This window comes from Brachyspira sp. G79, assembly GCF_002379365.1.
Classification (GTDB): Bacteria; Spirochaetota; Brachyspiria; order Brachyspirales; family Brachyspiraceae; genus Brachyspira.
Genome location: NZ_JQIU01000008.1, coordinates 2,529,295 through 2,554,041, shown reverse-complemented (window position 1 = coordinate 2,554,041; position 24,747 = coordinate 2,529,295). Strand labels below are relative to the sequence as shown.

The window sequence follows — 24,747 nt, the reverse complement described above, 5'->3', positions numbered from 1 at the left end:
ATTCATATCAATAATATATTCTTCATTATTATTTAATACTTCTATAAATTTATTTTTTATAGCTTCGTTTTTATCTAAAAGAGCAGCAATAACATTTAAAGTGTCATAAAGATTTGGAAAAACATCAAATGATTTTATAGCTGCATTTATATACTTTTCATCGCATTCTTTATTATTTTTTATAACAGAACATATTGCAATCAATGGTATTACAGCATCTCTGTCCATTTTTTTTAATATTTTTTTATTATCATTGTTATTAATAATATCAATATATTTATCTGTATATTCTTCAAACTCTTTACTGAAGTATTTATTAAAATCTTCAAAAACTGTATATATTAATTTTTCACCATTTAAAGTTCTTGCCTGCTCTTTATATCTTTTCTCATATCCATAAACAAGATATCTGAGTGACTTTTCAAAATCTCTATTGACTATATAATCAAGAATAACATATCTAGTTCCGCCTTCTCCTTCCTTGTCATTTCCGTAGAGAAGTATCTTAACGAAATGTTCATATCTTTTCTTTAATGCTTCATCTTCTATAGAAAAATAATCTTGCAAAAAAGCATCTTTATAATGAAAATAATCATAAGGATGCCTTCTTATTTTGCTGAAATCATTTGTAGATTCGCATTTTTTCATATCATCTTCTATAGAAGAGCTTCTATAGTATATTTCAAGTTTTTTTTCTAAGTCCATAATTTTACCTCCGAAATCTATATTAATATATAGTATATACATTTTTATTTATTTGTCAATATATAAGGTACAAAATGAAATATTGATAAAAGATTATTATAATAAAAAAGCCCATACATTAAGCACAGGCTAATAAAAAAGGAAAAAAATTTAAACTATTTATTCTTCTATTATATTATCAATTAGTATATCATTATATTCATTGATTAATAAATTATACTCTTCATCATCTATAACTGTGCAGTCATTATTTATGCTGTTTAATAATTTTGTCATATAAAATCCTCCGTATCTAATTAATATATTCTAATCATTTTATGTGATAAAATTGTTACATATTGTAATAAATAATTACTTTCTTATGTTAATAAGATAAGAAATAAGCAGACAAATGCAATAACTTTTTACATAAAATTTAAAAAAATATTAACATGTTAAAATAAAAAAGACCTATACACCATCAAGGTATATAGGTCTTATTGAGTTCAAAATCAAAAATTAATTCATAGCATTAATTTTTTTCATCATATCAGATTTTTTTGCTGCAGCTCTATTGGAGTGTATAACAGATTTTCTAGCAGCTTTATCTAAAGCACTTGCATATTTTTTGAATTCTGTAACAGCTGAAGACTTATCGTTACTTTCTATAGATTTAATAACTTTCTTTTTTTGAGTATTTAAAAAACTTTTAATTTTTCTATTATAAAGGTTTCTAACTTCGTTTTGTCTCAATCTCTTAGATGCTGAAGCTATATTAGGCATTATATTTCTCCGTGGTTTAAATAAACAAAGCGGAGTTGACGGGGCTCGAACCCGCGGCCTCCTGCGTGACAGGCAGGCGCTCTAACCAAACTGAGCTACAACTCCAAACTAGTTAAGGAATGCTTGCATTATACTACAAAGTTATTTTTTGTCAAGTGGTATTTTTAAAAAAATTAATATTATTTTCTTAAACTGTATAAAAAAACCGCATATAAAATGTTTATCAAATTATAAAACTAATGTATGATTAATTATTATATCATTTTATAAAAAAGAAGAATAAAAACATGAAAAAAATAATAACATTTATAATCATACTCACAATTATAATATCCTCTAATGTAATAGCTGAAAATATAGTATATATAACTAAAACAGGTAAAAAATACCATCTTAGAAACTGCCGAACTATAAAAGGAGAGGCATATGAAATATCATTATCAGAGGCAGAATATAAGGGATACACTCCATGCAAGGTATGCAAACCATACTAAACTGTTTGAAAATAAAAATTATACTTTGACATTTATATATTATTTAATTATAATAATATTATGATAAATATTAATGTTTTAAATGACTACTTTATGCGTTATCTGTTTGCTAAAGAAGGACATGAAAATATTTTAAAAAATTTGATTAATTCAGTAAGAGCTGACTATAATCAGGAAACTTTTGAAGATATTAAAGTACTTAATACTTTTAATCTCAAAGAAAATATTAATGATAAGCAATCTATTGTTGATGTTAGAGCAGTTACCAAAAGCGGAGAAACTGTATTAATAGAGATACAAAGAGTAGGAAATCAGTCATTTGTATATAGAAGTTTATACTACTGGGCTAAAGGCTACGTTGCTAATTTGAGAAATAATGAAAAATACAATGATTTAAAACAAGTTATAGTAATTAATATATTAGATTTTAATTTATTAAAAGGCATTGATAAAGAGCATAGCTGTTATGTTATAAAAGAATTGGAAACTAATCATATATTAACTAATCATTTTGAGATGCATTTTCTTGAGCTGCCTAAATACTTAGCAAATAGTTCTAGTCTTAAAGATGAGTTAGATGCTTGGTTTTATTTCTTAACACTAAAAGAAAAGCAGGCAAAAATGGAGGAAATTATGGATATATTAGTGAAAAAAAATCCTATAATGAAAGAAGTTTATGATGAATATAACAAATTTGTAAACACTAAAGATTTATTTGAAAATTATTCAGAATATGAAAAGAATTATTTTAATATATTAGCTTTAAGCGAAGAGAGAAGACTAGGAATAGAAGAAGGAATTAAAAAGGGCAGAGAGGAGGGCATTAAAGAAGGTATCAAAGAAGGTATTAAAGAAACACAAATATCTATGGCTAAAAACATGAAAAATGATAGAGTAGATTTAAATACTATTTCTAAATATACAGGACTAAGTATAGAAGAGATAAAAAACTTGTGAGTTCCTGACATTCGTTAGAATGATAGGAGCTTATTAACGAACAAGTTTTTTATAAATAATATAGAAAATCGAAAAACTATAATAAAAAAATTCTGAGCATTTTAACTTTATTTAAATACTGAAGTAAATATACTGTGAGTAATAATAATCAAATACAACTCCGCAATTAAATATCAAACTAATAAAACAATCAAATATAAAAAATACATAACAATAAATAAAAAAGCGAAGCTCAAATATAAATATTCAAACTTCGCCAGTAATCTAATTTATTTAAAATTTATTATAATATCATATCTTAACGTCCAGACTATAATCAATACCCTCTTCATCAAAACCATGCATATTCATATAGTCTTTTCTAAATAATGCTAAATCTGCTATTTCTTTTACATTATCTTTTGTAAGTTTATTCCACTCATCTAAAACTTCTTTCTGAACATCTTCTCTTAATTCCCAGTCATCTAGTCTTATCCTGTTATCACTGTCAACTGGTACTTCTCCGCCATTAAAAAGTTTTTCACTTATAAGTCTGTACATCTGCTCTATACAGCCCTCATGAATACCTTTCTTTTGCATAACTTTAAATAATATACCTATATAAAGAGGAACTGTAGGTATAACAGCAGAAGACCTAGTTACAACAGCCTTATTTACTGATACATAAGCATGACCTTTTACTTTCTCCTGCATCTCTTTGTCCAATTCATGAGCAGTTGCCTCAAGATGATCTTTAGCCTTTCCTATAGTGCCGTCTCTGTATACAGCTTTAGTCATTTCTGGACCTATATAAGAATATGCTATATTTACGGCATTTTCAGAAAGCATATCGGCATTAAGTAAAGCATCAGTCCATAATTTCCAGTCTTCACCTCCCATAACTTTAACAGTAGATTTTATATCATCTTCATTTGCAGGCTCTATTGATACCTCAAGAAGTTCTTCAGTCATAAAATCAACACCTATACCGTTATATTTTTTTCCTATAGGTTTTAATGATGAACGATAAACTGTTCCAGTAGATTCATCAGTTCTTACTGGGGCTGCCAAACTGTATATCACTAAATCTATTTTCTCTCCGTTAAAAAATGATTTAGCCTCTTTAATTACTTCCTCTTTTGAAGCATTTAAAAAAGCGTCAAGTATCAAGTTTTTATCTTTAACCCCATCTTTTTCAGCGAATGAAGAAAAAGCCTCGTTATTGTACCAACCAGGTGTAGCAGTTCTTCTTTCTGTAGCAGCCTTCTCAAAAGATACACTCAAAGTTTTTGCCCCAAGTCCGTAGCTTATAGCTATTCTGCTTGCAAGTCCATATCCGCCTGAAGCTCCTAATATAAGAGCATTTTTAACATTTGATTTTACTTTTGGTTGTGATTTCACATAATTTATCTGCTTTTCTACTTCTTTTGCACAGCCTAGAGGGTGGGCAGTAATACATATATTATTTAAAATTTTTGGCTCTACTACCATATATTTATTCTCCTATCATTTTATTATATTCAACTTAACTTCAATACTTTATAATGAAATTGTTTTTTTTTCAATTATCAAAAGATTAATAATTATATCATTTCCAATTTTTCTCTGCAAGTTTATCCAAATTAACTTTTTTATACTTCTCTCTCAAAGTAATAGAAGGTATCCACCAAGCAATATCAAAAACTTTCTTTTTAATTGATTCTATTTTGTCTAAATATACATTATAGTCATCATAAGTTTTCATTATATACATACTATAAGCATAAAAAGCATGTTTTTTTCTGTCTATTTCTACATTAAGATTTTTCATAAGTTCATGACATTTTTTATAAAATTCATTTTTATTATCAGCCTTATAATTATTAAACACAAATAAAAAAGAAGTAAAATTATAAAAATTACATTCTTCAAGCAAACTTATATCTTTTTCTTTGTAAAAATTAAATATATTTTTAAATACTTCCAAAGAATCACAAGCCATTTTATTATCTTTTTCTATAGAATGTGTTATAGATGACTTTCTCTGTACATAATAATATTCAGCATTATTATTATAATACATTTTTGGCATATAAAGCAGATATTTATAAAAAAATTCTGTGTCTTCAGATACTATAAAATTCTGAAATTGCATGTTATTTTTTATAATAAAGTCTCTCTTAAATATTTTATTTACACTTGAAACTAAAGGATATTCTGGAGTATTTTCTTTTTCTGTAGTACTCACATTAAAATTGCTTCTTCCTTCCTGCCAAATATTCTTAAACTTCTTCTTCCATATATGTATTCTGTTATGATAGTAAGGCTTTATTATATTATCTCTAACAATATTAAGGTTATTTGTAAAAACTATATCAGCATCATATTTTAAAGCTGTTTTATAAAGCTCTTCTAAATAATTGCAAGAAATATAATCATCAGAGTCTATAAAAGAAATATACTCTCCAATAGCAGCATTAATTCCTTCATTTCTTGTAAGTCCTATACCAGAGTTTTTTTCATTATTTATAAGTTTTATTCTTTTGTCTTTTTGAATATACTCAAGAACAATATTCTTAGAACCATCTGTTGAACAGTCATTTACACATATTATCTCTATATCTTTTAATGTCTGATTTATTACACTATCCAAACATTTTTTTAAATAATTCTCCACATTGTATATTGGAACAATCACAGAAACTTTTATCATAATAAAAACCTTATAAAAATATAATTATATAATTTATTGCCAAGATATTCTATACTCTTCGTCTTGTTTATTATACTGAGAATATGAAGAATCTGTGATATTAAAAGTAAGTTTAAGAGCATTATCAGTAAAAACGACTTTAAGTGTAAAATTATAAACTGTTCCGCTTTCATTGGTAAAATTCTCTATCTTTGTAAAAACTGTATCTTCAGTGTACGGATTAGTTATATCAATATAGGCATCTGGAAAATAGCTCCAAGATATTCTATCAGAAGTTACGGTTATATTATACAATTTATCCTTACTATAATAAACGCCAATTCTTTCGCTTATTTTTATATTTGTACTGTCTGATTTTTTTTGAAAATACACTTCATTTCCTGAATATCTCAATGTTGAATAAAAAAAGTCTATAAAATATGTGTTTGGCTCTACCCCGTTTATAGTTTCTTTTATATCAAATGAAAAAGTCTTATTTGTACTTTCAGGGTTTCCTAAAAAATATGTTCCTAAATTATTGGCAATATTATTTCTGCTTCCTATAAAATTAATATTACCGCTATCAAATACTATAAAATCAAGTTTGATATCTTCTTCAAAGTTTACATTAAGAGAATATCTGCCTGATCTGTCTTTAAGTTTTTGTATGCTTTTAATATCTGTAGGTAAATTACTACATGATAAACATGATAAGAAAAAGATGAAAACTATAAAAAATACTATAGAATGTTTAATGTATTTCATAAATATTATCCGAATATTATTATAATAATATTATATCAAAAATATGATAAATGTAAATTAATAAACCTTAATATTGTTTTCAAATCTTTTATCTGATATTAGATTATTTAAATAATTTATATCATCATATGTAATAAATATATTTCTTTTTCTATTTATAGTTTCTAAAAACAAATCAATTAAGTCATTATTATTTTCTTCTTTTTTTATTTCTTCTTCTAATAATGAAAAATTTTCTATGAATATATTAAATGAATTATAATGTTTAAAAAACATTTTTATAAGTTCATATCTGTTTTTTATATTACTATTTTCTTTATTATTATTTTTATTATTTTCTTTTAAGTTCATCTCATGAACTTTGTAAATAAAATCTCTAACAGCCATATTCTTTTTAACAGCATAATCAAAATTAAAATCATTATAATCAGCAATATACGCATTTCTATATATATTGCCAGTAAGAAGTATTTTTATAATATGCTCAATAACAAAAATAAAAATATCTATTTTTCTGCTAAAGAAAGCTCTCGAAGAAAAAGAAAAACTATTATTATAAATAAAAACTATATCTATAATATTGCTTTCATCATTAAAAGTTGAGTTAATATTTATATTATTATCTGAAGTGCATGATATTAATAATTTTTCTATACTTTTATTTTTATTTTCTGGAAATAATTTATTTAAAATATTATCCTTATTTTTTTCAAGTATATCATTAACAAAATCTATGCATTCTATAATCATATTATTATCAATTACAGTAGAATACTGATAATGTTCTATTATTCCGCTTATAGTTTTACTTATAGACATTATCTCATAATCATTAACTTTATAAAACTCAAAGAAATGCAAATCGCTTATGTACCAAATTAAATTAGCCAAATAATTATATTTATTTGAAATAAAAATAAGAGGATAAAGAGATATTTCTTTTTCTTCTTCTATAACATTATTATCAATAATAAAATTTTTTATATATATTTTTTCCATAGATTAAACTTTTGATTATATTTTTTTGATTTTTTCTAATTTATAGAATGCAAATCAACTTTATCTCTCATACGTTTTAATATTTTTATAGGTCTTATAGCCAAACTTTTTAATATATTTTCTATATTAGCATAATCAAGACTAGGTACAAATATACGAACTTTACTTATTATGTTTGGAGATAATACAACATTTTTATCATTGTTTATCACTTCTTTCCAGCCCAATATCTCTAAATTAATAAGTTTTATACCAAACCTGTCAAGTTCTGTTTCTATGTCTATTTTGGAAGAGCATTCTATTAAATAAATTATTGACTTTTTCTTATTTGCTATAAAATACGGAATAAAAAATCTGTAAATAGAAGTGCTTAAAAATATACAAATACAGCCTATAGTAGATAATACCCACTGACCAGAGCCTATAACTATTCCAAGACATGCAGTAACCCATACTATAGCAGCAGTAGTTATGCCATGAAGTTTGCCCCTATTTTGTATAATCATACCTGCACCAAGAAACCCTATACCAGATACTATCTGAGCAGATATCCTGTTGTAATCTGGCGTAGTATATAAAAGCTCGCTTCCAATCCTTATAAGTTCTTCATTTTTTAGCATAATAGCATGGGCAAAAACATCTTCATAACATGATAAAATAGCAGCCCCCATACATACTATACTTGTAGTTCTGCTTCCTATAGGCTTTTTATGCTGAGCTCTCTCCCAGCCTATAAATATGCCCATAATATATGCTAATAATATTCTTCCAGTAATCTCTAATATACTGTAGTCAGCTAATACAAGTTTGATAGATTCTTTTATCATAAAGTTTATTATACATCAAAAAAATTAAAAATCTATATCCTTGTATATTTCATTTTCATTTTTAGAATATAATGTTATAGAATCTTTAGAAACACTTATAAGCTCATCAATAAGTTTTTTTGTATTATCATGCATATCTGAAGAAAAATATTCTATGACCATATCAAGATTGACACCGCTTATAAGACAAATATTATCATTTTTTCTGTAGAATTTGCTTGCTATATTAAAAGGTGTTCCGCCGTAGATATCAGTCATTATCAAAATATTTTTATCTTTATGTTTATCTAATACAGATATTAATTTTTCCTCCACATCATTAAATGTATCATCAACATGCATAGAAACTATATCATAATCTGATAAATCCCCAAGTATCATTTTTGCTGACTCTATAAGTGCAGATGCCAAATTACCATGGCTCATTAATATTAAATTGGGCTTCATAATAAGAAATCCTCCTGTACTTAAAAATCATTTACATTTATATACAACATATATTATAAATATAATAATTGTTCGCAATTATTCAATTTAAAATGAACAAAAATTGTATTTTGTCTTAATATTTTTTTACAATGTATACAATACATATATTTAATTACATTACAATATCAAATTTTAGTGTATAAAATCATATTGAGTAGTAATAAAAACTAATATATTTGCATCAACAAAGAAAAGTAATTGACAAAATAAAACCTTTGATTATATTATAAAAGGAGTGTATAAATATGCAGAAATTATATAATAATCTTTATGTAGGAGGCGATAGCGACTGCAGAAAATTTAAAGGTGCTATAGTGCATGCCTGTCAAAGCTGTTTTGTCAATGGTGTTCATGGTAACATAGGAGATAAAAAGGTTTTTGAAAGTAATAATAATCTTTATCTAAATCTACTAGATATATCAAGCCTTTCATTTGATTATGCTTTTCCTATGATAAAAAGATCCATTGAGTTTATAGACGAACATATAAAAGATATGCCAGTACTTGTTCACTGCAATTTTGGAATGTCAAGGTCTCCTTCTATAACATTATTATATATGGCCAGAAAAGGCTATATAAAAAATACTTCTTTTAAAGATGCATTAAATGATTTCCATAAAATATACAATTACTATTCACCAGGTATGGGAATGTATAATTATTTTGACAGATACTGGAAAGATATTATGACATTTTAAAAAACTATATAATAATTTTAAATACTCTCAAACGTATGTTTAGCTTAATTCTTATAAGTAATAAAATTGGGGTTATAAATTAAGATATATTTTAACGTGCGTGAATGAAAATCTTAAATTTAAATCACGCTTTGGGTGGGTGTGCTTAAAAGATAAGGAATTATAAATTTAATTAAAGCCAATATAAAAAATAAATCTTTTAAATCTAAAAGTGTGAATTAAAATAAAGTTTTTTATCATAATTTTTCTATTTCTTCTATACTTAATCCTGTAACTTTGCTTATAACACTAATATCTATATTTTCTTTTTTCATATTCTTTGCTAATGAATATTTTTCTTGTTCTATGCCCTTTTCAATTCCTTGCTCTATACCCTTTTCAATTCCTTGCTCTATACCCTTTTCAATTCCTTGTTCTATTCCTTCTTTAATACCTTCTTCTTTTCCTAATCTTCGCTCCTCATCAAGCATTATTTGATTTCCATATAAATAAGCTTCTTTTTTCTCATACTCCATCATCATTAATCTGCTTTTTACAAAATTATTATATTTTTTTTGTACTTCTTCCATTATAGGTTTTTCTTTTACTATTTCAGACATAGACACCTCCAAATTTTTGCTTGTAAATATTTTGAGCCAGTAATTTAAATCTTTAGATAATACATTTTTCCTGAACTTTTTTAACTCTATTATATGTATTTGTAAATGATCAGTAAGAAGTTTTTTATTGTTCATCTCATAGAGCATATAGCAGGAATGTATATTTTTCGTTTTATCTAAATTGAAGTTAAGAAGATTAATACTTATTACTGGAGTAAGTTCATCATATCTTTCGCCATGCTTTAATAATTTACTGTAATTAGCTGCCCAGTAATAAAGTATTCGTTCTGGAAATCTAGAATTGCCTTGTAATTGTATTTCTATAATAACAACAGAACCATTCTGGGTTATACATTTAACATCAACTATAGTCTCTTTTAAATTTCTATTCTTTTTTAAGTTAAAAGGAGTTAGTATTTCTACAGAGCGAAAAGTTTTCATATTAGCATTAATCATTATAGAATTGATAAAATCTAAAAGTATAGTTTCGCTGCTGCCCTTATCAGTAAATAGGTATCTTATAAAATAGTCATTCAAAGGATTAAAATATTTTATTTGTTTAGTATTAAATCTCTTTTCCATAGTTATATTATAATTAAATACTTTATAAAAGTCAAAGTATAAAATTTATTTTAGCTCCCACCCTTTAAATTTTTTAATTCTATTTGTTATTTATAGCTTATTTTTCTATATTTACTTTTACTGTTATTCTGGCTGCCCACCCAAGCGGCTTTTAAATTAGAATACTCTTCAACGCACGTTAAACTTAATTCTTATAAGTAATAAAATTGGGGTTATAAATTAAGATATATTTTAACGTGCGTGAATGAAAATCTTAAATTTAAATCACGCTTTGGGTGGGTGTGCTTAAAAGATAAGGAATTATAAATTTAATTAAAGCCAATATAAAAAATAAATCTTTTAAATCTAAAAGGGCGGGGATTAAATTAAAATTTTAAAATTTATTCTAACTCCCACCCTTTAAATTTTTTAATGCTATCTGTTATTTATAAATAATTTTCATTTTTTAGCTTTTACTATTATTATAGCTGCCCACCCAATATTTTTTTTAAATTTAAAATATTCTTCAACACACGATTTAAGTATAGACTTATTTCAAAACTGCTTGACAAGATTATGTATACAAATTTAAGAATTTATCAATTATAAGAATAATGTTTTACATGTTTTATAAATATTATTTTAGTATATAAGTATTCAGTCTTTTTGCTTCTTGGGTATCAAAAAAGCGGGGGTAATAGCTAATACACACAATTATAAATAAAATTATCTTTGAAACAAGTCTTATGTTATTATTAAATGTCAAATTAGAATTATTGACAAATTTCTATTCAAACAATCAGCACTACAGCGTATAAAGTTTATATATTTGTTTTTAATTATTAATTGCTCTCTTTAGCAGATTCTTTACCAGATAAAGCTTCTTCTATTGTAGCACTAGCCTGACCACTATCATCACCTACTATAGATTTAGCTAAGTTCTTTATTTTATCACTTGCCGAAGATGTTGCTAATGTTTTTATAGCCTCATACATATTTCCAGTAGGAGTTGAATCTTTATACAAATTAAGTATTTCTGTAGTAATAGCTTCAGAATTATCATTTTTAAGTCTGTAAAGCAAAAGCTCCTCTATTTCAGGTTCGGATTTATAATTATTCAAAGCCTTAATAGCATATATTCTAACAGAATCACTGTCATTTTTGGCAGCTTCAATTATATTCTCTTTTACATCTCCATAAGCACTATACTCTGGAAGTATATATATAACCCTTGCAGTAATCTCTGGTAAATCCTCTGCTAATAATTTTTGAAGTATTTCATAATTTTCAGCACTAGGATAAGCTCCTAAGGCTACAACTCCCATATAACGTACCAAAGCAGGCTCACCTGCATTCTGAGAAGCATTACGGCATATCTCTTCGCCTTTAGGATTTTTAGTTTCACTGAAATATCTTAATATTTCAACTTTTGTGGAAGATGCTACAGTATTATTAGTGTATTTTTCAAGCAGATAATCGGCAGCAGCTTCTGATTTCATAGCTCCTAATGCATTTATCATACTGTCTAATACCAACCCTGAAGCATTTGTAATTTCTGTCATTATACCGCCTTCAAATTGGATATCTGGATAAATAGAACATAAATAATATGCCTCTTTTCTTACATTATCATTTTCATCTTTTATAGCATATTCTATTATACTTTTAGCATTATCATTTTTTATTTGTTTAAAGAAATTGATAATCTCAGTTTTTACTCTATTATTCATTTCACTTGGATAATAACTTGCAAGCATAGCGATATCAGCTTCATTTTTTGTTCTTCTTATTTTTCCAATTGTGGATATTTTTTGTGAAGGAGTTCCGTATTTAAAAGCATTTTCATATTCTACATTGGGCAAATATGATGAGGTTTCGTCAGGAGACTGTATGTTTTCTGTTTCATTAGTTTGTGAAAAAGCTGAAAATGATACAGTTATTAAAAATAAAAAACTAAAAATAATATTTTTCATAAATAAAAATTTCCTTAAAAGTTTAAAACCCCCTTTTATTTCTAAAAGGAGGTTTATTTTGATATTTTAGAAATAAAAATTAATTTCCTTGATATGTGCTTTCCTGTCTAACATCAAGCTGAGATATATATGTATTATACTTAATTATATCATCATCATTTTCTATTATGACAAACTCATATCTTCTTAAAGCATCTTGAGTAGGATATTCTGGAAGTGCCTCACCCAAAGGACTTTCTATCACTCTGTCAGAAGCAACCCCTTTATCTATCAAGTATGTTTTTCCATTTTTAGCTCTTACAATAGATAAATTATAGTTGTAAGGATAAGCTATTCCCCTATTACTTGTATGTGCTTCCAAAATTATATTTGCATTAGTATTTTTATCCAAGAACTCTATTACTTGAGCAAATGCTGCTTCAGCAGATATAGGCATATCAGTCTCTACTAATTTGAATATAATTTTCGGATTAGTTTCAAGTATTCTTCCTCTGTCAGTTTCTCTTATAGAAGTGTTCTCAGGCAAATAAAGCTCTACAGTTTTTTCTTCTTCTTCAACTACAACAACTGGAGCAGGCTCTTCTGCTATAATAACATCTTCAGGGGTACTGTTTTTAGGAGTGCTCTTACATGCTATGACAAAGATCAATAAAGTAAAAAATATAAATATGATTTTTTTCATTATATTGTTAAAACCTCGACATTAATTTGTTTCTTTGTTAATGTCGACAGTTTTAGCAAAATCGTTATATTTTTTCAAATCATCTTCATTCATTATAATGATAAATTCACATCTTCTATTTTCTTTAAGTGTAGGATATTCAGGTAAAGCCTCTCCAAAAGCATTTTTCAATAATTTGCTGTTTTCAGCTCCTAATTTTATTATATAATTAAAACTGGTATCTGCTCTTCTTTGAGAAAGCTGATAATTATATGGAGCAGGACCCTCTTTGCTTGAATTACCTTCTACCATTATTCGTATATCAGGATTATTTTTTATTATTTGATAAACTAAATTATAAGCCTCTTTGTAGCTTCCTATTTCTACAGTATTATCAAATCCGAATTTCACTTCATAAGAAGCATTTCCGCTTTTTCCGATATCTGTTTTAGATTTAGGGTCATGAAGTACTAATACCTTACCTCTTGGAGTTTCTCTAACTGCAGCACCATCAGGCAAGTTATAACCTTTTGCATTTTGATTAGTGGCTTCTGTTGTCTTAAATCCGCTTCCCTCTTCAGGTCCAGTAGCTACAGGTGCACTTTTACATGCTACTATAGATATAAAACTTAAAGACATAATTAAAATTATTTTTTTCATGATCACTTTTTCCTTGTATCATATTTTTATATTGTTAAATAACAGTTCAAAAACAATTAACATAACACATAATTATAACAAATTCATAATTATAATCGTAAAATATAAGTTATATATGTCATAAACCTTTATAATTACAAACTATTTTATATCCTAAAAAAGCTGATAGTATTTTCCAAAACCCTTATCTTATCAAGAACTTCATTTGATGCCCTGTTGGAATCCTCCACTAAAAGTGCATTCTTATTGGTAGCATCATCTATTTTTGCTATGGCAATATTTACCTGATCAACTCCAGACTGCTGTTCTACTGCTGTTTCTCTTATCTCAAGAATTATTTTCGAGGTTTCATCTATTTTTTCTTTAATTTCATTAAATATATTCTGGGATTCTGAGGCACTGCTTGAAGCTTTTAAAATACTTTCATATGTATTATTAACAAGTTCGGTTATATCTTTTATTGAAGACTGTGTATTTTGTGCTAAATTTCTTACTTCGCTTGCAACTACAGCAAAACCTTTGCCCTGATCTCCCGCACGTGCCGCCTCTACCGAAGCATTTAAAGCTAATATATTTGTCTGAAAGGCTATATCTTCTATAATTTTGGTAATATTTTTTATTTTTTCGCTTGCTTCATTAACTTCGCTTATATTATTTGTAGTTTCTAGTATTATATCCCCTGCTTTTTCTATTGATTTTTTAGACTCTATCATCATATTATTACAAATAATAGCATTATCTGTAGAAGACTTTATTGTAGAAGCCATCTCTTCCATAGAGCTGGCAGTTTCCTGCAAACTTGCTGCCTGATCCTCTGTACGCTTTGATAAATTATTATTGCCTTTCACCAAATTTTCTGTGATATTTTTTATATCATCAAGCTCTTCCTTTACTTTCATAATAATATCTGTAAGTTTATCTCTCATGGCATCAAATGAATTTGAAAGTACTCCTAGCTCATCATTAGATTTTTTTATATTATTATCCGCTTTATGTGTTAAAATGCCTTTTTCTATATCTTTTGCCTCATCAGATATATATGTTAATCTTCTCATTACACTTCGTACAAATAAAAATACAAAAATGGAAATTAGTATTATAGAAACTCCCCCTATTAAAAATATAACTATACCTAAAAGTCTGCTTTTAGCATATACTTCGTTTTCTACTATACTTACTATCAAAAGCCAAGGAGAAGATGATAATTTACTAAAAATAGATATTCTTTTCTGTGAACCTGTATCTGCCCCTGAAATATAGCTGTCAATACCGCTTCCCTGTTCAAAATCAGCTTTATAATTATCGCTAGTCTTCATGCCTAATCTTTCTGGGTTTGTATGTATAATAATATTTAAATCCTTATCTATAGCAAATATATTTATGTTTTCTGATAATTCTATATTGCTAAAGTATAATCTATTAACCTCTGTCCAGTCATACATAACATATAAATAGCCTTTTAAATTACCGTTTTCATCTTTTATTCCAGTACATGCAAATATAGCCCATACTCCTTCAGCTATTGATTTTGTTATTTTTTTAGAAAATGTTACAGTATTGCCTGCATTTTTCATATCGGAAGCTGCTTCTGGGTGAATAGATAATATATCTTTACCCAATAAATTGCTGCTCATACTTGAATCTATTATACATATGCCATTAGAATCGCATATACCCATATTGATTATATATTTATTATAATTAACATATTCGCTTATTGAATTATAAGCAGAATTCATATTATCTTCTGTTCGATTTTCTATCAAATTATAGAGATCTGGGTGAAAGCTATAAGTATCAATTAACATCTTTTGATCATTAATCCAGCTGTCAAATAAAGAACTATAGCCTGAAAGTATATTAGAAAAACCTTCTAATCTGGTATCAATTAATGCTTTGCTTGCCATTTTTATGGAAATGATTAAAAGTAAGGCTACCATTATAACTATAGATAAATTAATCATGGCTGTGATTTTGAAGCTTAAACTATTGTGCATTTTCATAATATTATTTCCTAATTATTGTAAAATAAGTTCTTATAATTGCATTATATGTAAAAAACAAAATATTGTAAACATTTTTTTATAAAATTATTTTACATTTTTATTAGTTTTATGTATAAAAATAGTACTTATTTGTTAATATTTCTGATATATACACTCAAATGTATCGCCTAGATTTTTCTTTTTGGCTGAAACATTGTATATTTTTGACAGTAATTTATTTTTACTAATAAAATTCAAATTAAATATATCACAAAACCTATTATAATAAACACTTTGATTTTCTAGGTTTATACATTTTAAGGAATATTTTGATAAAAGTATATCTAAAGATTTGGGATTAGCCTCAAAAGCATGATCGCTTGGCACAATAGAAAAATAATTTTTATTAAATCTTCCGCTAAGACCATACCCATTAGGTGTAGCAAAAGCTAATATACCATCATCTTTTAGAGAATACATTATACGCTCTAAAATATTTTCAAAATTATAAATATGCTCTATAACATACCAAGCTGTTATTATATCATATTCTTTTTCTTTATATTCAAAATCAAGAAGTGAACAGTTATGAACATTAAGTTTAAGAGTGTCTCTGCAATATGATGAAGCATATTCGCTTATCTCTATTCCTTCCGTTTCATAGCCGCATTCTCTTGCCTCATTAAGAAAAAAGCCCATAGCACTTCCAATATCAAGAACTTTACCTATAGGCTTTAATTTTTTATTTTTTCTAAACGCCTTCTTGCCAAAGCTGTTAGATTTTTGCTGTCTTCTTCATAGGTTTTACCATATTGGTTCTTATAATCTTCTACAAAGTATTTTGAAGAATAATCTGTAAATGGAGGAAGAAAATATTTCCTAAACAGTGTATGACATTTTAAGCAACTGTAAAGATTAGACTCTATATTTCTGTTTTTCATCTCTATATGAGAACTTCCGCAAAAAGGACATCTTATATCTTTGAAATCTTTTATATTATCTATTATTGTTTTTATACGCTCAAGTGATTTTTCTGTGTTTATAGACTTACTATTTTCTAAATATTTACTTTGAGTATCTTTATTAAATAAAAAATCTTTTAATTTCAAAACTGCTTCATCTGTATTAACATTTTCAAAAAATCCCAAATTAAAAAATAATTCATCTTTGCTTCTTGCCAAATCATCATGATATTTTGTAGGAGAAAAAAGCACTGTAGGTATTGAGGCTTCTATACATTCAAATGCTGTAAGACCAAAATATGTTATAACAGCACTGTATGGACTTACAAATATATCTGGACTGAAATCTTTATACTTTATATTACTATATCCGCTTTCTTCTTCCTTTTCTATAAGAACAAAGTTTTTATTTTCTATTTTACTTATAATATCTATTGCCTTTTTTTTCAAATCATTATTAAATCCCAAATAAAGAAGAACTGGAGCATTCTCATCATATTTTGGTTTTATATTAGAATTAAGTATGGTAGCTATAAAAGGTTTAATATTAACTTCTTTAGAATTATCTATATTTGGGAGCATCTCTATTACTATATCAGCAAAAGCTCTTTCACTTCCTACACTGTCTATTATTATAACATTGCTTATAGTTTTTAATTCTTTTATAAACTTAGATTCTACTTCTCTGCTATCTACTATTATTAAATAAGGATTTAATGATTTTATTTCACTATATTTACAGCTTTGTATAGTTTTATCTTTAAATAAATCACTATTATCATTAATAGAAGAAAATATAAAATTATAATATTCTTTAAGTCTATTTGCTATGAACTTCATACGGGTAATATGTCCAAACCCATATATTGTACCTATATCTGTTATTATACATATGTTGTGCATGAAAACTAACTATTTCTAAAAAATTTTTATAAAATGATGTTAGGTATTATATAATAAAAAAATATAATTACAAACAAATATTTCATTTACTTTAAATAAATATGTTATTTGCATTTTTAGCATATTTATTTAAAGTAAAGTTTTAAAATTTATTCTAACTCCCACCCTCTAAATTCTTTAGTTTTATACTGTCATTCTTAGCTTATTTTATTTCTTTAGCTTTAACTGTTATTCTGGCTGCCCACCCAAGCGGTTTTTAAATTTTATAATACTCTTTAACGCATGTTAGACTTAATTTTTTTATTTTGATAAAAATTAGAATTATTAAAATTAATCTATATTTGGAAAAACGCTTTGCGTAGAATGAAATGCAAATTTAAATAATACTTGGAGGGCACTTTTTGAAGTGAAGACTTAAAAGATTTAATCAAAGTTTATATAAAAAATAAAGCCTTAAATCTAAAAGGTATGGATTAAAATAAAATTTTGAAATTTATTATCAGTCCAAAACTTAGTTATTTTATACTAATCATAACTAACCGTACTTACATAAGTTTGCACAGATACAATAAAATAACTGGTATACTTCTAATAGAAACCAATTTTCAGTATATACATAAACAATTATAATTTGTCAAAAAATAAATATTTAAATTTTAGTATTTGTGTGGACTAGCCATATGAAATGAAATAAATTGAAATAAATATAAACAGTCGTGCCCAAGTTCTTTTGTAACGCCTGTACGCCCAAAGTACGCCTCAAAGGAAATCCAAAAATACTGCATTTGACGAAGTCCACATTTATGTGTAGCCTAAATTTTATGTATTAACATACATTTAATACATATCTTTAAAAATAAAGTTCTAGCAATTGCGTTTTTTGTGAAACATATCCGAAGGATAAAAAATTTGGCGAAGTCTACCTGTGGTGTGCGTTGGGAAAAAACAATAAAAAATTTGACAAACTTAAAGAGTTTCAGTATATATTATTCTTACTGCAGAAATTTTTAGCAGCTTCCATATTGAGGTCTGCTAATTTTTTTATGCCGTCTTTTATTATTTCTTTTATATTATCATTAGCTAAACTATATGCTTTTTCAAAATCACTTTCGGCTTCCTGTATTAATTTATTATATTCATCACTGCTTACTTTATCTTTTCTAATATATGCCATTTTTGATTTTGATATAGCTCTGTTGCAGTAACTTTCTGCATAATTAGGATTAAGCTCAATAGCCTTATCATAAAACTCAACAGCCTCATCATATATACCCAAGTGATTAATTGCAACTGCTTTATTATAGTATGCATCAGGAAATTGAGGCTCAAGTTCTATAACTTTGTCAAAATCTTCAATAGCTTCTTTATATTCTTCCATAGAAGTTTTTACTATTCCTCTGTTATAATATGCTTTAGAATATGTAGGATCAATTTTTATTATTTCATCAAAATCTTCTATAGAACCTTTATAATTTTTTATATTAAATTTGGCATTAGCTCTATTAAAATATGCTTCTATAAAATTCCTATTAAGATGCAAAGCATTTGTATAATCATCTATAGCCTCATTATAGTATCCCAACTTTTCTTTAACATTTCCTCTGTTATTGTAGGCATCAGCAAAATGAGAATTATACTCTATAGCTTTATCATATGCTTTTATAGCTTCTTTATAGCTGCCTACAGCATTATATGATAAAGCCATATTATAATATGCATCAGAAAAATGAGGATAAACTTCTACAGCTTTATTATAATCCTCTATAGAGCCTCTATAGTCTTTTAGGCTTGCTTTTGTGTTTCCTCTTACATAATATGCCTCTTCAAGGTTATAGTTAAGTTCTATAGCCTTATCAAAGTCTTCAATAGCTTCTTTATTGTTTCCGAAACTTCTATTTAATATACCTCTGTTGTAGTATGCGGCTGCAAATTTATCATTAAGATTTATAGCCCAAGAATAATCTTCTATTGCACTTTTATACAAACTTTTATCATCTAAATTTGCTTTGGCATTTCCTCTATTATAATATGTTTCTGCCGAACTTGGGTCAAGTTTAATAGCTTCAGAAAAATAGTCTATAGCAGCTTTATAATCTTTATCATTAAAAGCATTATATGCATTTTTTAAGAATGCACTTACGTCCTTATCGCTCATAAATAAAAATCCTATTAATAGTATCGTATATTTTTATTATATCTTGATAATCAAACCTTGTAAATAGTACTTGAAAGATTATTATAAATAAAATATACTATCAGACAATATTTATTAATTTAAGCGAAAAATAATATATATGATAAAGATAGATAATTTGCATCCTATAATGAAAGAACTATTAAATTTAAGAGGTATAGCTTCAAAAGAGGATATATTTGATTTTTTCTTTCAGGATATATATTCACTTTCAAATCCTTTTAATATAAAAGATGTTAATGTATTTGTAGAAAGATTAAAAGAGGCTATAGAGAGTAATGAAAAGATATTAGTATACGGCGATAAAGATGCTGACGGTGTAACTGCTGCATCCATAATATATAATACGTTAAAGATGGTTACAAAAAATGTTGAGGCTTTTGTTCCTAATCATGAAACAGGATATGGGCTTTCAAAAACTGTTATAGAAGAGTATGCCAATTCTGGAGTAAGTCTTATTATTACGGTTGACTGCGGTATATCTAATGTAGAAGAAGTAGAGTTTGCTCGTGATCTTTCTATTGATATTATAGTAACAGATCATCATGATATACCAGAGATAATGCCTAATGCATATGCTTTATTTAATCCTAAAATATCAAATACTGGTTTTATTTCCAAAAATTTTTCAGGATGTGCTGTAGCTTTTAAGCTCATGCAAGCCTTTGTTTTTTCATACACCAAACTATATAATAAAGATATAATTGTACTTGATTATGAAATAAATAAACAATCAAATACATTAAAAAGAATAAGGGCATTAAAGTCAGTAAACTTTGTTCCAAGTGATGAGATATTTGGTTTTGAGCTTGCAGGAGAAAACAGCTATAAATCTATGTACATAGATTATTATGATGAGCTTCTTACAGAAGATGAAGTGCTTGAAGAGCTTGCAAGTTACATGTTTGAAGGTGATGGTACAGTATTGGTGCTTACTGGAGGAGAAGACAGATTAAAAAGGCTTATAGCTTTATATGAAAAATATGAAATATATCTTCCAGAATATGACAGTGTTTATGATCTGCTTCAGCTTGGTGCTAAATATGGAAATGTTAATATAAAAACCACAAAAACTTTAGATGATTTTGCTTTGGCACTTAATATTAATATTTACAGATATGATGAAATAGAGTACAGAGATTTAATTATTAAAACAGAAATATTCAGGCGTATGTTTTATATAAGCCAGAAAAATCTTCAAAACTACATACGAAAAAAATCCATACTTGTATTATTCGGAACTGTTGCTGATGTAGTGCCTCTTATAGAAGAAAACAGAGTGTATGTGAAATGTGCTTTAAAAGAATTAGAAAATCCAAGCCATATAAGATATAATGTTATGCTTGAGAAAATTAATTTATTAAATACAAAAGTAGATACTCAAGTTATAAGCTGGAGAATAGCACCTTTTATTAATGCTGCTGGAAGAATGGGAAGTGCTGAGACTGCATTAAAACTTCTTACCTGTGAACTAAAAGAAGATGCTGTAAGTTTGGCTGAAACAGTATACAGTATGAATGAAACTAGAAAATCTCTTACAGAATCGAACTTCAATATAGTTAATGAATATATAAAAAATAATAGCTGCTTAAAACTTCCTCTAATAATAGTAAGAAGCAAAAAAATAGAACAGGGCTTAACAGGACTTATTGCGGGAAAGGTTTTAAGCGAATATGGAAAAACTGCTGTAATAATGCATGAAAGCGACGACGGTATTTGTGTAGGAAGCATAAGAAGCAGAGGCGATGATAATGCTAGGGATTTACTTGAGGCAGCAAGTGTTTATTTAAGTAAATTTGGCGGGCATAAAAATGCGGCAGGATTTACTTTAGAATCTGCAAATTTTGATAAGTTTCAAAGCAAGATTATTAAATATGCTGCTAATCAAAACTTTAATACTGAAAAAGAGACTAATGTATTTGATTTGGAACTTAATTTTAGGAATATAGACTTGAAATTAGCTAAAGATTTAGAGCTTTTCGAGCCTTATGGTGCTGGAAATGAAGAGCCTGTTTTTATGTCTAGAAATGTAAAAGTAAATGATATAAAGAAAATGCAGAAAAATAATAAACTGCATTTAAGATTAGAATTATTACAGTCTGATAAAAGAATAAATGCTATTATTTGGAACAGCAGCGAAGAAGAAGTTTTAAAATTATTAAACTCTAATTATATAGATATTATTTATAAACTTAAAGTTAATAGATATGCAAACAGTGAAGATGCTAGAATATATATAGAAAACTATAAAGTTTTTTGATTGTAGTACATAAAATCTTCACTTTTATAAACGCACACAGAGCGTTTTTTACAAATATAGTCTAATTTTAATAATTCTAATTTTTATCAAAATAAAAAATTAAGTCTAACATGTTTTAAAGAGTATTATAAAATTTAAAAAACGCTTGGATAGTAGTACTTTTGATAATTAAAACTTCAAATATTAATAAAGTTATAATAAAGAAAAAATGAAAACATTTTTTTAATGGTTGGGGTTGTAATTAAAACTTTCAAAATAAAAAATAGCCAGTCCCATTAAAATTAAATGAGACCAGCTATTTTTATAAAATGTACTTTAATTAATTATTGAATCAAACGTAAAGCACCTTGGTTCATAGTATTAGCTTGAGCCAACATAGCTAAATTAGCTTGACTTAAGATTTGGTCTTTAGCAAATTTAACAGAAGTTTCAGCCATATCAGTATCTCTGATTCTGCTTTCAGAAGCTGCAGTGTTTTCATAAGCTATCATTAAGCCTTGAGCAGTAAGCTCTAATCTGTTTTGATAAGCACCTAAGTTAGATCTTTGTTTAGAAACTTTCATTAAAGCTTCATCAACTAAACCTATAGCACTGTTAGCTTTGTCTATAGAAGAAATAGAAATACTAACACCTTCAGGAGTTTGTAATCCCAAAGCAGCAGCAGTCATAGTTCCTATATAAACTCTTCTTCTTTCATCCATGTTTGCACCCATATGAAACCACATAGAAGCAACAGGAGCTCCGCCTTCGTTAGGATTAGCAAATCTTCCAGTTAACATGTTAAGAGTATTGAATTGAGCTTGGCTAGCAATACGGTTAACTTCATCAACTAATTGAGAAACTTCAACTTGAATAAGCATTCTGTCAGCATCAGTATAAATACCGTTAGCAGATTGTACAGACAATTCACGTATTCTTTGTAATATGTCTTGGCTCTCTTGAAGATATCCTTCAGTAGTTTGAATGAAAGATATACCGTCCTGAGTGTTTCTTTCAGCCTGACGTAAACCGCGGATTTGAGTACGCATTTTTTCAGATACAGCAAGTCCTGAAGCATCATCTCCAGCTCTGTTAATTCTTAATCCAGAAGAAAGAGCAGCCATATCTTTAGATAGTTCTACATTTCTGAATTTTAAAGTACGCTGTGCATTTATAGCACTAATGTTGTTATTGATGATCATCGTCATCCTCCATGATATTTATTCAAAAAGGCATCCGTGCCTAATTGGCAAAAAATATTAAAGAGAATTTAAGGTATTCCGACAATCTTTAATGACTATATAAAGTTGCCAAAAATACCATTAAATCCTATATAAGAATATAACTACGCCAATAATTATATTCTTATCAAATTATATGGTATCAACTAAGCAAATAGGGAGTTCGAGACCGCCAAATACTTGAACTCTCGTTTTTGCTACATAATAATTTTCGGTCCTCTCGGAATAAAGTTTAATTTTGTTTAGCATTTTTTTCTTTTTTTTCTTAAAAAAAATTAAAATTAAGCTTATACACTACATCTTATACATTTTTATGCACAAAACTTATTAAAATCTATATTTTTAATAAATTTTATTTTTCATTATATCAAAAATCATTAGAAATATTAAAAATAATAGTTAATTTACTAATAAATATTATTTTAGTATAAAAACTTTAGACAAAAATATGATTTTAATAAAAAATTAAATGAAAAAATTTAGTTTTATAATAAAAAGCAGACCCAATTTAAGAGCCTGCATAATATTATATACATTTTATAATTATTCTTTAACGTACTGAACATCACCTGAAGATATTACAGTGTCTTTTTTAATGTATTTTGCTGATATAGGAACTCCGTCAGCTCTTAAATTTATATCAAGTTTATAATTATAATCAATATACTGAAAATAAACATTAGGTAATATACTGGAATTTTCTTTGTTATAGACATTTATATCAATACCCTCATATAAAAGACCTTGCATTATAGTATATCCATAAAATCCGTCTCCTTTAGATAAATCAAAAAATTTGGAAGGAATTTTTAATTTAACTTTTCCGTTTTCAGAGTATGTAACAAAATTTTCTTGTATATCTACTGTTTTTTTTACTCCATTATCATTATAACTTCTAGTTCCAAAATATTCCTTATCTATACCTTCTTTAATACCAGGTGCCTTATCAAGTATTCCTACAATAATATCTGAAGTATTTTTATTTTTTATATATACATATCCAACAGTTTCATCATCATATGTAGGAAATTGAAGTTCCCCTATCCAATCTCCTCTACTAACTATATATCCAAAATATCTGTTATAATATATATTTTCATCTTCTTTTTCTGTGCTGAAAATATAATCTTTAGAAAAATCTGCTTTTTCATTTTTATTTGAAACTATTAAACCGCTTATTCCTCCATCGCTTATAATAACATCAACAGAACTGTTTCCTGTTTCATCAGCATTAAAAAATTTCCAAACAGCATTATATTTACTATCAATACCTTTAACAGTGTATTTGCTTTCTTCAAGAATTGGATTAGTAATACTATTATTACTATTTTTACTGCAGCTTATTGTTATTAATAAAAATATAAATGCCGAAATATAGATTGTTTTTTTTATCATAATATTTTATTCCTCTTACAATTTTAAT

At 26.7% G+C, this 24,747-nt stretch carries 19 protein-coding genes, 1 tRNA gene and 2 pseudogenes; 4 read left to right on the top strand and 18 right to left on the bottom strand.

Going from position 1 to position 24,747, the window contains the following annotated elements; genetic code table 11:
• The 3 genes and pseudogenes from KQ44_RS12685 to KQ44_RS12675 all read right to left on the bottom strand — a co-directional run.
• A pseudogene (locus KQ44_RS12685) lies at window positions 1-705 on the bottom strand (DUF4132 domain-containing protein); the annotation flags it as partial.
• Window positions 706-1,203: 498 nt separating this feature from the next.
• Complete coding sequence (gene rpsT, locus KQ44_RS12680; protein ID WP_096737712.1) at window positions 1,204-1,467, bottom strand: 30S ribosomal protein S20; 264 nt, start codon at window positions 1,465-1,467, stop codon at window positions 1,204-1,206.
• 30 nt (window positions 1,468-1,497) lie between these two features.
• A tRNA-Asp gene (locus KQ44_RS12675) sits at window positions 1,498-1,572 on the bottom strand.
• 182 nt (window positions 1,573-1,754) lie between these two features.
• On the opposite strand from KQ44_RS12675, the gene KQ44_RS12670 reads away from it, so the two are divergent.
• Entirely contained in the window at window positions 1,755-1,961 is a 207-nt protein-coding gene (locus tag KQ44_RS12670; RefSeq protein WP_096737711.1) for a hypothetical protein, read from the top strand.
• Window positions 1,962-2,021: 60 nt separating this feature from the next.
• Window positions 2,022-2,918 (top strand): Rpn family recombination-promoting nuclease/putative transposase, encoded by an 897-nt coding sequence (locus tag KQ44_RS12665; protein WP_096737710.1) that lies wholly within the window; start codon window positions 2,022-2,024, stop codon window positions 2,916-2,918.
• A 291-nt stretch (window positions 2,919-3,209) separates the two neighbouring features.
• On the opposite strand, the gene fabV is transcribed toward KQ44_RS12665, so the two are convergent.
• The 6 genes from fabV to KQ44_RS12635 form a co-directional block, all read right to left on the bottom strand.
• Complete coding sequence (fabV, locus tag KQ44_RS12660; RefSeq protein ID WP_096737709.1) at window positions 3,210-4,388, bottom strand: enoyl-ACP reductase FabV; 1,179 nt, start codon at window positions 4,386-4,388, stop codon at window positions 3,210-3,212.
• Window positions 4,389-4,485: 97 nt separating this feature from the next.
• Entirely contained in the window at window positions 4,486-5,589 is a 1,104-nt protein-coding gene (locus KQ44_RS12655) for a glycosyltransferase family 2 protein (RefSeq protein WP_096737708.1), read from the bottom strand.
• A 33-nt stretch (window positions 5,590-5,622) separates the two neighbouring features.
• Window positions 5,623-6,333 carry a hypothetical protein gene (locus KQ44_RS12650; RefSeq protein WP_096737707.1) on the bottom strand — a complete coding sequence of 237 codons (711 nt, stop codon included), beginning with the start codon at window positions 6,331-6,333 and terminating at the stop codon, window positions 5,623-5,625.
• 57 nt (window positions 6,334-6,390) lie between these two features.
• Entirely contained in the window at window positions 6,391-7,332 is a 942-nt protein-coding gene (locus KQ44_RS12645; protein WP_096737706.1) for a hypothetical protein, read from the bottom strand.
• A 35-nt stretch (window positions 7,333-7,367) separates the two neighbouring features.
• Window positions 7,368-8,159 carry an MgtC/SapB family protein gene (locus KQ44_RS12640; RefSeq protein ID WP_096737705.1) on the bottom strand — a complete coding sequence of 264 codons (792 nt, stop codon included), beginning with the start codon at window positions 8,157-8,159 and terminating at the stop codon, window positions 7,368-7,370.
• Window positions 8,160-8,183: 24 nt separating this feature from the next.
• Window positions 8,184-8,606: a PTS sugar transporter subunit IIA gene (locus KQ44_RS12635; protein WP_096737704.1), complete on the bottom strand. Its 423-nt coding sequence runs from the start codon at window positions 8,604-8,606 to the stop codon at window positions 8,184-8,186.
• A gap of 287 nt (window positions 8,607-8,893) precedes the next feature.
• Between KQ44_RS12635 and KQ44_RS12630 the strand changes: the two genes are divergently transcribed.
• A complete protein-coding gene (locus KQ44_RS12630; RefSeq protein ID WP_096737703.1) occupies window positions 8,894-9,346 on the top strand; it encodes a dual specificity protein phosphatase family protein in 453 nt (150 codons plus the stop codon).
• A 236-nt stretch (window positions 9,347-9,582) separates the two neighbouring features.
• Here KQ44_RS12630 and KQ44_RS12625 read toward each other — a convergent pair whose 3' ends face one another.
• The 7 genes and pseudogenes from KQ44_RS12625 to KQ44_RS12595 form a co-directional block, all read right to left on the bottom strand.
• The gene (locus KQ44_RS12625) at window positions 9,583-10,527 is read right to left on the bottom strand and encodes an Rpn family recombination-promoting nuclease/putative transposase (protein ID WP_096737702.1); all 945 of its coding nucleotides are present in this window, start codon (window positions 10,525-10,527) and stop codon (window positions 9,583-9,585) included.
• A gap of 821 nt (window positions 10,528-11,348) precedes the next feature.
• Window positions 11,349-12,479, bottom strand: a complete 1,131-nt coding sequence (locus KQ44_RS12620; RefSeq protein WP_096737701.1) for a HEAT repeat domain-containing protein — start codon at window positions 12,477-12,479, stop codon at window positions 11,349-11,351.
• A 79-nt stretch (window positions 12,480-12,558) separates the two neighbouring features.
• Window positions 12,559-13,161, bottom strand: coding sequence for an OmpA family protein (locus tag KQ44_RS12615; protein ID WP_096737700.1), 603 nt, complete (start codon window positions 13,159-13,161; stop codon window positions 12,559-12,561).
• Window positions 13,162-13,182: 21 nt separating this feature from the next.
• A complete protein-coding gene (locus KQ44_RS12610) occupies window positions 13,183-13,800 on the bottom strand; it encodes an OmpA family protein (RefSeq protein ID WP_096737699.1) in 618 nt (205 codons plus the stop codon).
• A 146-nt stretch (window positions 13,801-13,946) separates the two neighbouring features.
• Entirely contained in the window at window positions 13,947-15,803 is a 1,857-nt protein-coding gene (locus KQ44_RS12605; protein WP_096737698.1) for a methyl-accepting chemotaxis protein, read from the bottom strand.
• 135 nt (window positions 15,804-15,938) lie between these two features.
• Window positions 15,939-17,650 (bottom strand): annotated as a pseudogene (locus KQ44_RS15630) (methyltransferase domain-containing protein).
• A gap of 976 nt (window positions 17,651-18,626) precedes the next feature.
• Window positions 18,627-19,805 (bottom strand): tetratricopeptide repeat protein, encoded by a 1,179-nt coding sequence (locus KQ44_RS12595; protein ID WP_096737697.1) that lies wholly within the window; start codon window positions 19,803-19,805, stop codon window positions 18,627-18,629.
• A gap of 139 nt (window positions 19,806-19,944) precedes the next feature.
• On the opposite strand from KQ44_RS12595, the gene recJ reads away from it, so the two are divergent.
• The gene (gene recJ / locus KQ44_RS12590) at window positions 19,945-22,104 is read left to right on the top strand and encodes a single-stranded-DNA-specific exonuclease RecJ (protein WP_205676570.1); all 2,160 of its coding nucleotides are present in this window, start codon (window positions 19,945-19,947) and stop codon (window positions 22,102-22,104) included.
• A 323-nt stretch (window positions 22,105-22,427) separates the two neighbouring features.
• Here recJ and KQ44_RS12585 read toward each other — a convergent pair whose 3' ends face one another.
• Entirely contained in the window at window positions 22,428-23,285 is an 858-nt protein-coding gene (locus tag KQ44_RS12585) for a flagellin (protein ID WP_013114259.1), read from the bottom strand.
• A 582-nt stretch (window positions 23,286-23,867) separates the two neighbouring features.
• A complete protein-coding gene (locus KQ44_RS12580; RefSeq protein WP_096737696.1) occupies window positions 23,868-24,719 on the bottom strand; it encodes a hypothetical protein in 852 nt (283 codons plus the stop codon).
• Window positions 24,720-24,747 lie beyond the last annotated feature (28 nt).